The sequence below is a fragment of the Paenibacillus sp. FSL H8-0260 genome, from assembly GCF_045040625.1.
In the GTDB taxonomy this organism is placed as follows: Bacteria; Bacillota; Bacilli; order Paenibacillales; family Paenibacillaceae; genus Paenibacillus_AQ; species Paenibacillus_AQ odorifer.
The window spans coordinates 2501991-2518282 of the sequence record NZ_CP150298.1 but is presented as its reverse complement, the minus strand read 5'-3'; the positions used below and the strand labels follow the sequence as shown (position 1 = coordinate 2518282).

Below are 16292 nucleotides of genomic sequence, written 5' to 3'. Positions count from 1 at the left end.
CCATTTAACTTACCATATAATCCATACTTTGGATATTACATTAAAGTAAACTGGCCCTAACTAAAAAGGCTACCTCTCGGCAGCCCTTAATTGAATTCCAACTCCCCTGGAGGATAAGTCTATCTGCGAGGCATGGTGACGCCAGCTTTGTTATTATATTTTTCCGTAGCTTCCTTGATGACATCGTTGCCGCCCTTAGAAAGCCACTCTTCCACAACCTTCGGCCAGTCGCTGATAGGTTCCTTGCCATATACCATCTTTACCATGTGCGTCAGCAGTACCGGAGGAGCCGTGTCCGAGTTAGGTGCAATGTCTGGATTCTTCACCAAGGCATCTAGCCGCGGGTCGAACTGAATTCCGTCACGGCCTTCGTTAGCCAGAATAGTATCGTATACATTGATCAAGCTTCTGCCTTCTTCTGTCATGTTAAGGACACCCTTATTATAAGTAGTATCCTGCACCATCCAGAGGAATGACTGGCGGTAGCGCTCCTCATCTATAGCGGCGGAATCCGCAGGAGAAGTGTATACGATTTTGCCGTTCTCTTCCTTATAGGTTTCGTCCTTAATCCCAAAGGTAAAGAAGGTTTCTGCCTCTTCGCTCAGCATCCAGTCAAAAAATTTCACAATATCCGCAGCATTCTTCGTACCTTCCTTAATAAAATAGGTGCGCGTGGCGGAGCCGTACAAGTAGGAGCCTCCTTTTCCATCAGGTCCCACTGGCGAAGGGATAATCTCCAGCTTGGCGGATGGCGTCGTAGCCTTCAGTTGCTGCTCCCACTGCAGAAGCTCGTTGGCATTCATCGTCCACATGCCCGCTTTGCCTGAGAGAATCGCATTTTTGTAGTTGGTCGGGTTAATGGTGGCAAATTCCTTGTTGATCAAACCCTCTGTATACATGGTGTTGTAGGTTTGTAACGCCTTCATCATATTTTCGCTATCCATAAACTTCGGCTGAACCTGGCCGTTTACTTCCTCGAACATAGTCAGATACGGAAAAACATCATAAGCGCCAAAGAAAGCATCCGCATATTTGAAGTCTTGACGGCCCATGTACGGGTTCTCTATCCCCAGCTTATTGAAGGCACGCAACACAGTCAAGTACTCATCGACCGTTTTTGGAACCTGCAAGCCGGTTTGATCCAGCAGGTCCTTGCGAATCCAAGTCGCCCGGCGGGAGGGATTGGACAGAAACTCCGGTATTGCATAAATTTTTCCTTGATAGGTGACGTTCTCCCAAGCTTCCTTTGGGATTACTTTCAAAAGGTTCTGGCCGTTTTGCTGCAGCAGATCATCCAAGGGCATGAACACACCAGCTTCAACAGAACCAGCCATCTCCTTGCCATTTACGCCGCCCGAACCTTGAACGACATCCGGTATATCATTAGTAGCGAACATCTGCACCATTTTCTGCTCGAACTCTTTATGAGGAACCAACACAATATCCAAGTCTGTGTTTGTCATCTCCTCCAGCTTTTTCACCCATTTGTCCTTATTCAAGTCGGGTGATTTCTCAACATAGTTAAAAGCCAGCGTCCGCATCGAGATCGAGAATTCAGTTTTCTGCGGCGTATTTGATGCGCCTCCGGCAGTCTCTTCTTTGTCCTTGTTCGAGCAACCTGCAATAACGGTAGCACCCATTACGATAGCCAGACAGATGCCAATCCATTTTTTCATAATATAACCCTCTCCTTGTACAATGGGGTGTATACGTAAAATGAAGATATCTTAAGACTAATAAGCTTTTGGGATCTCAACCCGGTGGGTAATTCCCTGATTCGTAAAGTAGACATGAACCCCATGGTCCTGATCGTCCATAAAGTACGATACGTAATCCCGGCTTCCTGCTTTTTGGGGAATCAGAAGAGTGACGATCCGATGGCTTACAGCCTCTTGAGTAGAGGCAGTCAAATGCCAATGCTCGGGCAGCCCTTCCCATTCTTTCGGATCTACATCTGTAAATTGATTGCTTTGGCTAAGTGTCATTTCTCCCGAGGAACTATAGACAAATCTGCCCTCCAACTGAGCTTTTTTACCATGTACTTTAAAAGATTGATCCTTCAGCTTCATGGGATACAGCGTATGAAACAGCCAATCCAATTTTCCCGGACGTTCCAGCTCGACACTGTCTGTGATAACGAAGTAAGCGCTATCAAAGAAAAATATTTCCCGCACATACCGCTTGATATAGGGTACATTCTCGCGGTAGGCTTCGGTGGCATCCATTTGCGTGTAGTTGATTCCGGGCGTACTATACGCCTTCAACACCTTGCCGTAGGCTGCCATGTTCTTCGACTTGTCCGTGCCAGCATATTGGCCTTTGCCGTCAATAAGAATTGCGTTCTTGGAGCGGGTCTGCCTGCGCCACTGCATATGCATCGTACTGTTGAATGCAACGTAATAGCCGCTTTCAATAGCCAAGGGCTCGCCGAAGGCATGCAGCAGGAAGGCGTTTTGATCCCCATGGCTATGGCTCACAGAGCCGTAACGGCTGCTCTTGGTCAACAGCATGATATGTTCCTGCGGATCCTCCATCCGATGATGCATGGCCACCCATCCCACATCCTGAAACCACTTCAAAGGTTCTGCAGCCACCGGTGGCTCTGAAGAAATCTGCGGATAATCTGTGCGATAAACCATCTCATCGAACCGGAAATCCCACCAGCCGTAGTTATAGAAGATCATCTGGGTGTCGGGGTTCAGTTCCTTAGTTTGCTCAAAATACCATTGGTACTGGCCATTCCCGGTTAAACCCGCGAATTGACGGATATTGAAGCCCGTTTTGAGATTGACCGGATCTCCCAGTGACGATTGATCGCCGAAGCTGGCCCTCATGGTATCCGGACTGAAGCAATAGAGCGGAAAGTCACCTGTTTTGCGAAAGAAAGGACGGTCATAGAAATTGATTGCCATGTATTTGCGAATTAGATTGAGCGCCTCCGTAACGAATGCCATCTGAGTGGTCCAATACATCGGACCTTCGGCCCACCCGCCGTCTTTGCCACCCCATGGGGTATACATGGCGGAGAAGTACTCCAGCGTATAATCAAGCCATTCCTGCGCCTTCTCCTCCTCACCCAACATGGAAATACAACAGGGTACGAGAACAGAGGATAAAGAGCGGATCGCATGGCTGTCATAAGGAACTTGATGGATGCGGGAGCGTTCGATGACATGGAATGCGATCTGCCCGGTTCTTAGCAGTAGCGCCTGCCTTACCTTAAGGCGTTCTTCTTCCGTCAGAGAGCCGTGAAGCCAATCATAGCCCCATGCCAACGCTCCGGCTATGCGAAAGGAGCATTCATCGTTGTAATCCCGGCTGGTGGTACCATCTGTGTTCCAGCTTGCAGCATGAAGCAGCCACTCTTTAGCTTTGGCGATAAGCGCCTCGTCCTCCAACACAACTCCAGCTATAGCAAGATGCCGGATAGCATAGAAGACTTCCTGGCAGTCCATATACATCTGCCGCCAAAGTGTGGTGACACGCTTATTATCTGGATACGGTGCAGGCTCGGGAATAAGCTCGCGCTTTGTCCAGGGTAGAACGGAATGCTTCAGGAAGTCTTCCCAGCCAGTTGAAATCGGGTCTTGGCGGACAACTTCCCGGTAAGACGGTAGCTGTTCCGCTTGAAGCCAAAGCCGCGGATGGTTGGCGGATGCAGCTGAATATCGTTCTGTACGGGAAGGCAGTGGCGTTAGCGGCAATTCATCCTCCACCACAAAAGCTCTTACTTTACTCCACTCGGAACGGATATCATTCTCCCCGATAAGACTGTATCGCCAATAATACGAGCCGGGCGCCAACGGCTTATCCGGGGTAAACAAATTATAGGGAATTCTACTGTAGGTCAACGTATCTTCAGACTCAAATTCAGCTTTTGAGGAGATCTGCAGCTCATACATGCTCTCTTCCAGACAAGCAGGCATCCAAGTAAACCGCGGAGGATTCTCTCCAACATCTATATGTTCATCTGGCCCATACGACAGGTCGAGTACGCCGCTGGTAGGTTGAAATAAAGGTTCTAACATCTCTACTCCTCCGTATTCCGGGACTTTTCCTGAATCAGTCCCGCTTTAGGGTCAAGGCAATACACCACTGCTTGCCCAGTTGTTGCTATTTGGATTTGGGGCGGTTCGCCCACCTGACTCACTAGCTTCAGTACAGCAGGTTCGTGACCGTCCCGATAAACCGTAATAAAATCAACCGACGGGCCTTTGTGCCGAAGCATAATGCCTCGTAGCAATCTACTCGGGTCTTCGGCATTACCCGGTGTGCGGATTTCATACATAGTGGAGCCGGGCGCCAGTAGAGTACTCGTGGATACTTCATACTCCCTGCAGGTGCTCACTCCATCATAACGGATATTCCACTCCGTATTTAACGGACAGTCCGTCTCATTTTTCATTGCGGACAGTACTTCTACTGAGCCATAACCCGCTTCCAGTCCAAGGACTGCCGGAGAATCCTTCTGGACACGGTGAGGGTCGAACGGTAACAGCAAATGTCCCGTCGGATGAAACCATAAGTCTACTTCCTGACTCCGCTCCGTTACTTGCTCAACATGAAACCAATCCAGCAGCCAACCGTCGGCCAATACAAGATGCCGCTCTAGAACAGCTCCTTCATAGGCGCCGTCTGAACGAATCCATAAGTACGTAGCGTTGCCTTCCTGGCGAAATTGACAGCAGCTTCCGGTATGTGGAGCTTGGGAACGACCTCCGATGGTGACCGTGTTATGGCTCGCAGTTTCGGAATACCATTCCTTGCGCAAAACAGATCCATAAGGAACCATACCCAGCTCGGGAGCAACCTCTCCCCATCGGTGCATAATCGTGATATGAAGCTTGTCGAAATGTCCATGTGATCCGCCATGCTCTCCGAAATCCGCCAGCACGGACAGCGGATTGCCCGGATGGCGGAGCACGGCGAATCCGGAATCCGGCAGTAGGACAGAGTCTCTCACCCTGTAACTGGTCTGAAGTTCCTTACTCTCACCTGCTCCATACAGCACTGCCTCCAGACCAGTCCTTAATTCCTGCCCGTATAGATATCTATAAGCATTCGCCAGTATTGGCTGGAGACTCGGGTCTTTGTAAACCGCAATACCTATTTCAAATACTTCAGCAATTTCTCGGGCGAAAGGAACGCGCGCATAAGGACCATCATGCACGGCTGGAAGCTCCCCGTTATCGCCGCTAAGCTCTGCCAGCAACTGAAACATGCCACGGATGGATTGTCCCTGTTCTCCTTTGGCATCATAGAGGTCAACCCCGAAGCGCCCGTACATCTCGGCTGCTATGAGATAAGCCCGCAATACAAAAATATGGTAGTACGTGCTGCCTTCAAATTCAAAACCATCTGGCTTCACGCCAATGGACAGATGATGATAGAATCCGCCTTCTCCCTCCAGCAAAGAAGCAAGCTTTTCTCTGGTACCTTTAGCGGCATATACACAAGCCAGACTGGCATTCAGCCATGCGGTATAGTTGTTCTCTGCATTCTTCTTCTCGTAAATGAGGATGTGGCGGTATTGCTCCATACTCTCCTCCAGCATCGTGAAGAACACTTGCAGCTTTACCTCTTCCTCCCCAGTGAACGTTACTCCATGATCCACAAGCAGCAGATAGGCCCGAATAAGCGTAGTGGACCAGATAGCCTCTGTCAGCGCCTGATGAAAAGCACGGCCACTAAGCATCCAGGGTTGAGCATCGGGATGAACCGGATACAAAGGAAACTGCTCCGCATAACCGACAAGAATCTTCCGGGCTAAGCTGCTGTAGAATTCTTCTCCGTCTGCGGCGAATACCACGGCAGATTGCAGGGCGTATCGCGCCATTGCCTGATGCCGGTATACCAGCCATGCTCCCCGGTAGGGTTCACCTTCCAGCTTGCAGCCCTTCGGGCAAGAAAAGACAACCGCATCTTGCTCCATAACATCGAAGATTAGCTCAGTATGATGCTGGGGACATACATATTGGTGCCACCAGCCACCAGGTTCTGTCGGGAGCAGAATCTCTTCTCTCCGGAAGGGATCCAGCTCCATTTTCAATTTATCCACCTCAAGACCAACCCAGGAAAAAGTATCTGCTTTCTCCTTAAGGTTCATCATCGCATGAACAAGCCTCCGTTAATTTCAATAATTTCGCCTGTCAGATAATCCGACAGCTCTGAAGCAAGGAAGAGTGCCACATTGCTCACATCCTGTGGAGCACCTTCCCGGCCCAGCGGAATCTTCGCAATCGTTGCCTGTCTTGCCGCATCCGCAGTAAAGGTAGCATGGAAAGCGGTCTGACCGATAAATCCGGGAGAGATAGCGTTTACATTAATCCCGTAAGGACTCAGCTCTTTGGCAAGTCCCTTGGTATAAGACCATACCGCAGCTTTGCCCGCTGCATAAATGGAAGCCCCCGGTCCGCCGCCGTCATGGGCCGCAAGGGAAGATACATTGATGATTTTACCGCTTTTCTTGGCAATCATCCCTGCGGATACGGCTTTGCAGGCAAACACGCATGATTTAAAATTGACGTCCATCACCTTGTTGTAATGCTCTTCGTTCATTTCAGTATTGGGAACCCGATTGATCATGCCGCCTGCATTGTTGACGAGAATATCGATGGTTCCGCCGAAATGCTCCTCTATTTCCTTCACCATATTGTCCAGTTGACCAGGACTTGTTGCGTCTGCCTGAAAAGCATAAGCTTCTCCTCCGGCCTGACGGATCGCGTCCACCGTCTCCTCCGCAGAACCGAACAAATAGTTTACCGCCACTTTGGCGCCGGAAGCAGCCAAAGTCTCCAAGATTTGTCGGCCTATCCCTGCATTAGACCCTGTAACAAGCGCAATTTTACCAGTCAAATCAATTTTCATTGCCTATTTCCTCCTAATAGTAATTATTTCTGAAAACATCTTTTTCCTCACTCCGCAGGCATGGATAAGATCAACCGGGTTCCCTCATTCTCCACGCTTTCGACACTTAATCCGTATTGTTCACCGAACACCATTTGAATTCTCCGGTGCACGTTCATGAGCCCGATTCCACCTCTATGATAGAGGGAGTCTCCTTCCGTATCCGCCAGCTGATTCAGATTCAGCTTCTCACGAAGCTTATCAAGCCGTTCGCGGGACATCCCTGCGCCGTTATCCTCTACAAGAACTAGAAAACGATCTCCCTCTTTTCTGGCGTCGATTCTAATATAGTGCTTGTCTTCAATTCCCTCGGGAAACGCATGCTGAAAAATGTTTTCGATCAAGGGCTGAAGTGTAAGCCTGACCATCTTAGCCAGTAGCAGCGTCGGCGGAATCACTACGTCAATTTCGAACTCCCTGCCGATCCGGTGCTTGAGAATCGTCATGTAGCTCAGTACATGATTAAGCTCATTGGCAATCGTAATTTCCTCCAGATTAGTTTGGATGGAGTAGCGAAGCATGAATGCCATGGCCTCCACTATTTCTGTGATTTCGTCCGAATCCTGAACGACCGCATAACATTTGATAGTCTCTAATGTGTTATATAGATAGTGCGGATTAATCTGCAGCTGGAGTGCCTGGAATTCAGCTTGATGACGCTCCAGAGCCTCCTTCTGGGTGGTAAGCTCCGCTTCGTATACCCGCTCAATCATTTCGGACAGCCGGGTCACCATGAGATTGTAGCTGCGCATCAATCCCCCCAGTTCATCCTGACGGCCGTTCATCTCAAGCCTGCGCCACTTGCCTTTTTCCGTCTCCCTCATGCCCTCCTTAAGAGTCAGGATGGGCTTCGTGATGGATCGTCCGAACCAGGCTGCAAGGAGCAGTGTGCCGACAAGCGTGAGAACTCCCACCACCAGCGTGGTCGTACGAATGGTAGAAATAGGCTTGCGCAGCTCACCAACGGGTATGGATACTACAAGCTGCCATTTGGAATATTCGGATTTTCTCGACACGAACAAATACTCTTTCCCGTCTACTTTTTCCACCACAGAGTCATTTGGGTGTTGAAATACGTTCTGAATGTGCTCAGCAGATAAACCAGGGTGATTATTATTCCCTTCCGCCCGGTAAAGGAGCTTACCGAATTCGTCCATGATAAAATAGGACCCGCCCTGTCCCAGATCAAGAGGTTCCCATATACGGGCCAGATCCTCAGCCTTAAATTCAATGGCGACTATACCTTTGGGACGATAGGAAGAGACCCCTCTGATTCGGCGGACCATCGTAATAATGTTCTTATCCCCTTCATTCATCACATTCGTGTTGAGAATGGTGATGCGGCCGCTCTCCGGCGTATGTTCGCTTAAGAAACGGTAGCGTTCCTGAGGATGAAACTGCAGGCTATGTGCCTGATAGGAGTTATCATCGCTAATGGCCTTGCCGTGTTCACCGATGACGTACATCAGATTAATCTGGGGATACAGAATAAACAAAGAACGAAACAAATACTTCTGAATGTCATTCGTATATTGATAGTAGGAGAAGCTATCCTCCGGGTCCATATCCAAGAACTCCTTGACTTGATTGTAGGACAGGATGGAATCGCTAGACTTTTCATAATTTTGCAAATACAGATCCGTTTGATAAGACGCACTTCTGATGACTTGAGCAATGGACTTCTCAGAAGACTTATCCAGCTCAGCCGAAGCCTGAAAATAAGAGATAAATCCAACCATGGACAAGGATAGAAGAATGACGGTCAGAAAGGAGGCAAACAGCTTGTTCGACAGACTCTTTCTCATCAATCGATCCCCAGCTGGTTGCGGTACTCAGAAGGAGCCAGCCCGGTGAACTTTTTGAACGTCTTCGTAAAATGAGGATGGTCTGCATACCCGACTTCATAGGAAATATCGGTGATCCGATAGCTTGCATCGGCAAGTAATCTTTTGGCCTTCTCCATCCTGCGTTTTATGCGGTAATGTACAAAGGTCTCTCCTGTTGAGTGCTTAAACATCTGGCTGAAATAAGAGGCATTTAGCCCAAGCACTTCCGCCACTTCTTCCAGCGATACTTCCTGGGCGAGATGCTTTTCAATAAATGCTTTAGCTTCCTCTATCGGATCCTTCGCTTTACCCTTGCGCTTTCTACGAAGCTCTTCCAATATAGCTGCTGACGCTTCTGCGAAGCAGTGAAATAACTGCTCAGGTCCAGCTGCTGCGGACAAGTCTAACACGCTTTTACCGGGTGTAACTGAATTGACAAGCAGCTTCTTCACGAGTAAAGCATAGCCCTCTTCCAGAAGCTCTTTTTGCTGAATCCGGCTCATCTTACGCTGGAGGAAGTCAGTTTCCCATTCCTTCAGTACAAGGTACAGCCTTTCTTTATCCAAGGTCCAGATGGCATCATCCATACGCACGACCCATTCATCGAGCTTAGCGACAGAGACAAAACTCTCTAACTTCTCTCTATGCGCTTCCAGTTTGGCGATCACATTTTGAAGGTTCCCTTTGCTCACGGGTTTCAGGAGATATTCTTTCACTCCATAGGACACGCATTGGCGGGCGTATTCAAAATCCCCATAACCCGAGATGACAACAGTCTGAATATCCGTCTCCATCTCCGACAGCCGCCGGCACAGCTCCAGTCCGTCTACCTTGGGCATACGGATATCTGTAAAAAGAAAATCCGGCTGCTCCTCCATAATGAGCTGGATGGCCTCCTCGCCATTCTGGGCCAGCTTAATGTTATACGGATGCTCGCCGCATTGCTGGATCATGATAGAAAGTCCCTTTCGAATCATGGGCTCGTCGTCTACGATTAATACACATCTCATCCATGGATACCACCTTCCGATTCGTCTCGCTTAACGCGTTCCTATTCTACCACACTATGATAGATCAGGATTTGACGGATCCGACCATCATTCCTTTAACGAAATGGCGTTGAAGAAACGGATAAATCATGATAATCGGAATAGTAGCGACAATGATAACAGCCATTTTGATGCCCTCAGGTGAGGTGTGGGCCAAAGAGCTATAAACTGAGGAAGCCGGATCAATACTGATATCGTCCGTCTCGAAGAGCTTCTTCAACATCACCTGCAGAGGCCATAATGACGGCTTGTTGATATAATACAGAGCGCTCATGTACGTATTCCAGTGCCCGACGGCGTAAAAAATCCCCAATGAGGCCATTACCGGTTTGGACAACGGCAGTACCATATTGACTATGATCCGCAGCTCGCCACACCCATCGATTCTGGAGGCATCTATCAGCTCCTGAGGCAGCTGCATAAAGAAGCTTCTCATCACGAAAAAGTTAAATGCGCTGATAGCCCCCGGAATCATAAGTGCCCATAAGGAGTTCATAAGCCCCAAATTTTTGATCAGGATAAAGTTTGGAATAAGAGGGGCACTGAATACCATAGTGAACAATACCATCATCACGATGTATTTACGTCCTACGAATTCCGGCCGCGACACCGGATAAGCGAGAGAAGCTGTCGCAATCAGATTAATGGCGGTGCCCAGTACCGTAATATAGACGGAAACACCGAACGCCCGCCAAATGGAATGATCGCTGAAAACGTACTGATAATTGATCGCGGTAAATTCCTTTGGCAGCAAGCCTACCCTGCCATTAATAATTGCTTCAGAGCTGCTAAAGGACTGGGCAATCACATTCAGAAACGGCAGAAACATAGCCAAAGCGAGAGCGGTCAGAAACAAAAGATTGAACACATTAAATAGATTCTGGCCGCGAGTATAGCGTACTCTCATCATCCCTACCTCCATAAAGAGCGATTAATACAGCGATTCACCGGTTGTTTTTTTGCTCAAAATGTTGCCGATGAGCACCAGAATGAGTCCAACTACCGACTTGAATAGCCCCACTGCTGTTGTATAGCTGTATTGCTGAGACAGCAGCCCCGCCTTATAGATATAAGTGTCCAGAATCTCCCCGTTCCCGGTATTAAGCGCGTTCAGGAATACCCATACCCGCTCGAAGCCAAGATCAAGAAATCTCCCGATATGGAGAAGGAACAAAATCATAATCGTCGGTATAAGAGACGGCAGTGTAATGGCTAAGGTTTGTTTCCAGCGCCCGGCTCCGTCTACTTCAGCAGCCTCATAAAGATCTGGGTTTATTCCTGCCAACGCGGCCAGATAAATGATCGTACCGTACCCGGAATCCCTCCAGATACCGGAACTGATCAAAATCGTGCGAATGTATGAATTTTCACCAAGAAAATAAATCGGTTCAAAGCCGAAAGCTTGTAAAGCCTGATTCACAATCCCTGTTCCTGGGGAGAGGATACCCAAGGCGATACCGCTGACAATTACCCAAGATAGGAAATGGGGCATATAAACCACCGTTTGCAAAAACCGTTTGTAAAACACAAGCCGAATTTCATTCAGCAGAAGCGCAAGCAATATTGGAGCCGGAAAGGCGAATATAAGATCATACAAGCCTAGCAGAATTGTATTGCTCAAGATTCTTCCGAAATCCTGGTATTGGAACATCGTCCTAAAGTGCTCGAGTCCCACCCATTCACTGCCTGTAAATCCTTTAAAAATATTGTAGTTCTGAAACGCAATAACTGAACCAGCCAACGGCAAGTACTTGAAAATAATAAAATACAAGATCCCGGGAATCGCAATCACATAGAGTGCTCTGAATTTCCACATGTTTAAAAGCAAGGACCTTTTCGTGTCGGCTTTGTAGTTAATAAGGTCAACCCCAGTTAACTTAGCTTTCATAACCGTTTCCTATAGGTCCTGTTTTCAGCAGGTTCGCCGGAGCATTCTCATCCAGGGGAATTTCTTGAAATTCGACGGTAATAAATCGTTCCTCCCGTTCAATAATTCGGGATAACTCCCGCGTGAATACGGTGACTATCTCCTCCTTCTGCTCACTCGTTCGGCCTTCGTACATCCTAATCTCAATATGTGGCATCGGCTTTCCTCCATTTCCTTAAATAGTGAATGAATCTAACCTCATTCTACCTACAATAAAGCGCTTGCAATATGGAGTTTCTATGAGTGAGCTTGTGTTTTCTTTAGGGTATAATCGGTAACGGCCAACCCTCTACTACTACATGATCATTTTTGAAATAATTGCAACTTATACTGTTAATAAGATTCCCCTGCAGGATGATCCCTTTTCCAGCAAGAAGTCGAATACCGTTCGTATTGCCAATCAGCGAATTTGCGATCAATTGAACGTCCTGCGGGTCGCCCGCTCCGATATCATTTGCTTTGCTATCGCCGGGATCATGCTCAAGGGATACAGCCCAATAATTCGACGCGGTATTGTTGCGAATGATATTCTCCTTAATGATAGTACCTGGCCCGTTCAAAATCTGAATGCCCTTGGCGTCCTCTATATGCGTTGTATTCTCAATCACATTTCGCTCAATGACTGTATCCGGGGTGCCCATAGTTACATTGATTCCTTCTCTTGTATTACGAATCGTATTGTCATGAATATAGTTGCGCGGTCCTGACTTACTGTGATTGCTGGGTGCTGTACCCCCGGTGTTTCCCAGCCCGATCGCCGCACCGTAGGGAATGTCAATAATCACATTGCCGTATATCTCGTTCAAATATTCGAGTTCTCCGTGCAGATCGATGGCATCCAGCTTTGTATTCATAAACTGATTGTTTCGCAGGACATTGTTATGGGCAACAAATTGGATCAGCGCCCCATGCCGCAAATAAGGGCCTTCGAAATGGGAGTCCTCCACAACATTCCAAACCGTGTCGTTCTCATACCCGTTGCGATCCTGTTTGGCCATGCCTTGAATCGACACACCATAGCCAGCACCGCCCGGACCTACATCTGTCGCATTTCGGAACGTGCTGCGGCGTACGACAATATCACGGCTGTTGTCGATACGCACACCCATACGTGAATACTTCTCTACAGTAACCCCATCAACCGTGATGTTGTATGACGGAACCTCACCAAAATTTGCGATGATAATCATGCTGTCGGGACCACCGGCGTCCGGGTTGTTCACTTTATGGTCCGTCGTGTAGACACCGTTCCAGGTAGAAGTCAATGTGAGATTAGATATGGACAGATCATGCTGTCCGGATACTTTCATCAGGGCGCTGTTTTTTACCTTATTGAGAGATGTCATGAGGATGGTTGTTGATTGATCCTCACCGCGAAGGTTTACTCCTGACTTGAGCTTCAAATTGATAAGAGTATCCAATGTTGAGTTCAAATTATAAACCCCAGACGGCAAATAGACCTCATCGCCGGGCTCAGCACTGTTTATGGCAGCTTGAATAGCAATACCGTCATCTGTGTCGTTATCGGCGAGATCAGCATTATAGTCCAGCACGTTCAAGATGCGCCCAGTGGTAGTAGGTGAGGAATGAACCGGATGCACCGTACCCTCAGGTTCGGTTAATCCGGGAGCTGTGAATGGGATCGGTTCCCGGGGGGGATTAGGCGTGTAGTTCGGGATGCTGGCTACAGGTGTATCGCCATTTGCGAACGGCGCATAGATGTTTACCTCCGATAAACTTGTAAACGCGCTGCCATCAGAATTTCCAAGACCCACGATCCGCACATATCTGGCTTCTGTGTCAGGAAGATCAAAAGGTTGCATCTCTATGGTTCTGTACATGCTTGCACCAGTCCATATGGTAGTCCAAGCCAAACCGTCATTTGAAGTTTCGATACTCAATTGAGCCGTACGCGTGTCACCTTTATAAACGGCAATACCTAAATAACTGATCTGCTTCCGTTCGCCTAAATCGTATTGGACCCACGGGCTGTTACCTGCGGCGGACCAACGGGTGAACAAGTTATTATCGATGGTATTCGTTGCGATATTGCCATCGCTGTCGCTGGCTGTCACGTTTGCAATCGCGTAAGGAATGATGGGTTCTGTAAGCGTTGACCGCGTAAAAGAAAGCGGTACGGATGTATTGCCCGACTGATCCACCGCTTCAACCTTAAAGCTGTACGCCGTGCTAGGGCTAAGCCCAACGGCTGTGTACGTTGCACCGGTAACATTGGATAACAGGGTGTTATCCCGGTATACGCGATAGGAGCCGATACCTTGATTATCGCTGGCGGCCGGCCATGAAAGTTGAATGAACTCTGTACCTATATTGACTGCTTTCAGAAAACTTCCATCCGGCCAGGAAGGTTTCTCATGGTCGCTTGAAGGTGTAACCGCTTCTTGAACAACAAGCTGTGGACGGGGGTTGCTGTTGCCATTAGCTTCTTTCGAATAGACATTGAGGGAAATTCCAGTGCTTGCCGCATCACCAAGCAGAAAAGCGATATTACCGCCCGATGCGGACAATCTTTCTCTGACAAACTCGGACACATCGATGCTGTAAACCTGTGGAGCTCCTGATTTGTCTGCCGTTACGGTAAATTTCCCACTTAACGAAGCAATGGTCAGATCCGTGACAGGCGCATTGCTCCAAGTCAGCTCCGATTCAGTCCAATTTGTATCCTTTAGGCCGAATAACGAAAGTTCGAGGTCCGCATTGGATGAACCCTTTTTGGCAGCAACATTAAAAATGTACCTGTTTGCAGGATTGCTATATAAAGAGACATCAAATTTAAAATACACATATTTCTTGTTCTCGGCGCCAGAAGAAATACTGAACAATCCATTGCTGCTGCCCGTCGCGCTATTGAAGTTTACAGTGGGCTTGCTGCTGTCGATAACTGCATCGTCGCTCGGTGCCAGACTGGCTAGATCGCGGTATACAACCTCATCATCAGGTGTTGTTGCCATTCGATTCTTTACATATTGATCCATAAAAGCCCAAGCCTCGGCGCTTGCTTGCTCAGCCGCTTCACCTATAAAACCGTGACCTTGTTTAGGTACAATTTTTACATCGACCACTTTCACGCCTGCATCCTTCAATTGATTGGAGAACGTAATGCTGTCCGTGTATGGGATCGTTGCATCCACATCCCCATGGCGGATGAAAAAAGGCGGATCGTCCGGTGACGCATAAGTGCCAGGCATGGCCAACCTTGCCTGGTCTGGCACAGAGAACGCGTCGTTCCCGCCTAAAAGCGCTTTCACTGATTTATAGCTATTAGCGAAGTTTGTTGTAAAATCCGCTGGACCGTAGAGATCGACAACGGCTTGCACTTGATCAGAATATTGCTGCCAACCGCCATTCCCAGCCAAATCCGGAACATTTACGGTATGTCCTGTATCCAATGTGATTGTCTCGCCTGACTTAATGTTCCCAGTCGTACCAAGCAGTGAGGCCAGATGCCCCCCTGACGACGAACCCCATACACCGATCCGGCTCGGGTCCAGATGGTATTCTGCCGCATGCGCGCGCAAGTAACGAATAGCAAGCTTCACATCCTGAATTTGCGCCGGGAATGGCGCTTCCGGGGTTAAGCGGTAATCCAGCGATACTCCGATATATCCTCGCTTGGTTACATAGTTGCAGATACTGGCAAGGGCTTGCTTCCGGTCTCCGTGATTCCAACCTCCGCCATGAATGTATACCATCACTGGCACGGGTGCTTGAGGCAGGATCTTGGGTACGGCAATCGAAGTATAAATCGGCCGCGTTCCAGCATTCCCAATCAGCACATCTTCATACAGCTTAACGCCTTCAGGAACCACAAACGGCTTAGGTTCAGCCGGTGTAGGGATTGGCACCGGTGTCTCTGCGGGTGGTATTCCGGGAATCGTTTGAGCTTTGAGGGCGACACTATCGATATACATATTCGCGCTCATAAGCTCCCCCACACGAACCCGGATTTTGACGTTCGGGTTGTTGTCAGCTCCGCTGCCCAAGTTTTGGACTTTGAGTTGGTTCGGCTCACTGTTCTTTTGTTCCAGCGTTCCTGGGGGCAGCTTAAATTCCTCCAACGTTGTCCAATTTATCCCTCCGTCACTTGACCATTCTACGATGACGCTTCCTCCGATGTAGGAGGATGCCCGTGTATAATAACTCAATTGAAGATTGCGGTACCCCGTCGAATTCACTGGCAGCGCCAATGCATCCTTGCCATCGATTTTCACCAGATTCGGTACGGACGGGGCCGTGGACGAAACCGAAGTTTTCGCCATACTGTTTCCTTCGCCTTCCTGCAGCCAAGGCCCCGGAATGGCAATACCACCGGTAGATCCAAAATTGTCAGGGTCATCGAAGTTTTCCTCGTAGAGCGTAACATAGTCATCCGTTATTCCGTCTGCATAAACTTCGGTAAGCGCTTGCATTTTCAAAGGCGAATATAACAAAGCCAAAGACAACAGTACTCTAATGCCCACTCGAAAAGCTTTCCTATTTAGTCCGTTTCTCAAATAAATTCCTCCCTGACATGGTATAGGTAATCACAAGCATTATGGAGTTCAAACCTCTTGTGAGATGCAG

General features: G+C 48.4%; 10 protein-coding genes. All 10 read right to left on the bottom strand.

Going from position 1 to position 16292, the window contains the following annotated elements; translation table 11 throughout:
• Nucleotides 1–119 precede the first annotated feature (119 nt).
• On the bottom strand, nucleotides 120–1676 hold the full coding sequence (locus tag MHI51_RS11010; protein ID WP_076218083.1) for an extracellular solute-binding protein: 1557 nt from the start codon (nucleotides 1674–1676) through the stop codon (nucleotides 120–122).
• Nucleotides 1677–1733: 57 nt separating this feature from the next.
• On the bottom strand, nucleotides 1734–4028 hold the full coding sequence (locus MHI51_RS11005) for a DUF4962 domain-containing protein (RefSeq protein ID WP_405173862.1): 2295 nt from the start codon (nucleotides 4026–4028) through the stop codon (nucleotides 1734–1736).
• Between the two features lie 2 nt (nucleotides 4029–4030).
• Entirely contained in the window at nucleotides 4031–6109 is a 2079-nt protein-coding gene (locus MHI51_RS11000; protein ID WP_076218081.1) for a heparinase II/III family protein, read from the bottom strand.
• Nucleotides 6106–6867, bottom strand: coding sequence for an SDR family NAD(P)-dependent oxidoreductase (locus MHI51_RS10995; RefSeq protein ID WP_076218080.1), 762 nt, complete (start codon nucleotides 6865–6867; stop codon nucleotides 6106–6108). Before MHI51_RS10995 ends, MHI51_RS11000 begins: the two co-directional genes overlap by 4 nt.
• Before the next feature lie 47 nt (nucleotides 6868–6914).
• Nucleotides 6915–8711 (bottom strand): sensor histidine kinase, encoded by a 1797-nt coding sequence (locus MHI51_RS10990; protein WP_405173861.1) that lies wholly within the window; start codon nucleotides 8709–8711, stop codon nucleotides 6915–6917.
• Nucleotides 8711–9742, bottom strand: coding sequence for a response regulator (locus MHI51_RS10985; protein WP_076186675.1), 1032 nt, complete (start codon nucleotides 9740–9742; stop codon nucleotides 8711–8713). Before MHI51_RS10985 ends, MHI51_RS10990 begins: the two co-directional genes overlap by 1 nt.
• Before the next feature lie 64 nt (nucleotides 9743–9806).
• Nucleotides 9807–10691: a carbohydrate ABC transporter permease gene (locus MHI51_RS10980; protein ID WP_405173860.1), complete on the bottom strand. Its 885-nt coding sequence runs from the start codon at nucleotides 10689–10691 to the stop codon at nucleotides 9807–9809.
• A gap of 21 nt (nucleotides 10692–10712) precedes the next feature.
• Nucleotides 10713–11669 (bottom strand): sugar ABC transporter permease, encoded by a 957-nt coding sequence (locus tag MHI51_RS10975; RefSeq protein WP_076130130.1) that lies wholly within the window; start codon nucleotides 11667–11669, stop codon nucleotides 10713–10715.
• Complete coding sequence (locus MHI51_RS10970) at nucleotides 11659–11865, bottom strand: tautomerase family protein (protein WP_076130129.1); 207 nt, start codon at nucleotides 11863–11865, stop codon at nucleotides 11659–11661. Before MHI51_RS10970 ends, MHI51_RS10975 begins: the two co-directional genes overlap by 11 nt.
• A 103-nt stretch (nucleotides 11866–11968) precedes the next feature.
• Entirely contained in the window at nucleotides 11969–16222 is a 4254-nt protein-coding gene (locus MHI51_RS10965) for an alpha/beta hydrolase fold domain-containing protein (protein ID WP_405173859.1), read from the bottom strand.
• Nucleotides 16223–16292 lie beyond the last annotated feature (70 nt).

Coding starts and splice junctions, on each gene's coding strand:
- MHI51_RS10990 (WP_405173861.1), bottom strand. CDS start 8,711: ATGAGAAAGAGTCTGTCGAACAAGCTGTTTGCCTCCTTTCTGACCGTC.
- MHI51_RS11005 (WP_405173862.1), bottom strand. CDS start 4,028: ATGTTAGAACCTTTATTTCAACCTACCAGCGGCGTACTCGACCTGTCG.
- MHI51_RS10985 (WP_076186675.1), bottom strand. CDS start 9,742: ATGAGATGTGTATTAATCGTAGACGACGAGCCCATGATTCGAAAGGGA.
- MHI51_RS10995 (WP_076218080.1), bottom strand. CDS start 6,867: ATGAAAATTGATTTGACTGGTAAAATTGCGCTTGTTACAGGGTCTAAT.
- MHI51_RS10980 (WP_405173860.1), bottom strand. CDS start 10,691: ATGATGAGAGTACGCTATACTCGCGGCCAGAATCTATTTAATGTGTTC.
- MHI51_RS10970 (WP_076130129.1), bottom strand. CDS start 11,865: ATGCCACATATTGAGATTAGGATGTACGAAGGCCGAACGAGTGAGCAG.
- MHI51_RS10975 (WP_076130130.1), bottom strand. CDS start 11,669: ATGAAAGCTAAGTTAACTGGGGTTGACCTTATTAACTACAAAGCCGAC.
- MHI51_RS11000 (WP_076218081.1), bottom strand. CDS start 6,109: ATGATGAACCTTAAGGAGAAAGCAGATACTTTTTCCTGGGTTGGTCTT.
- MHI51_RS11010 (WP_076218083.1), bottom strand. CDS start 1,676: ATGAAAAAATGGATTGGCATCTGTCTGGCTATCGTAATGGGTGCTACC.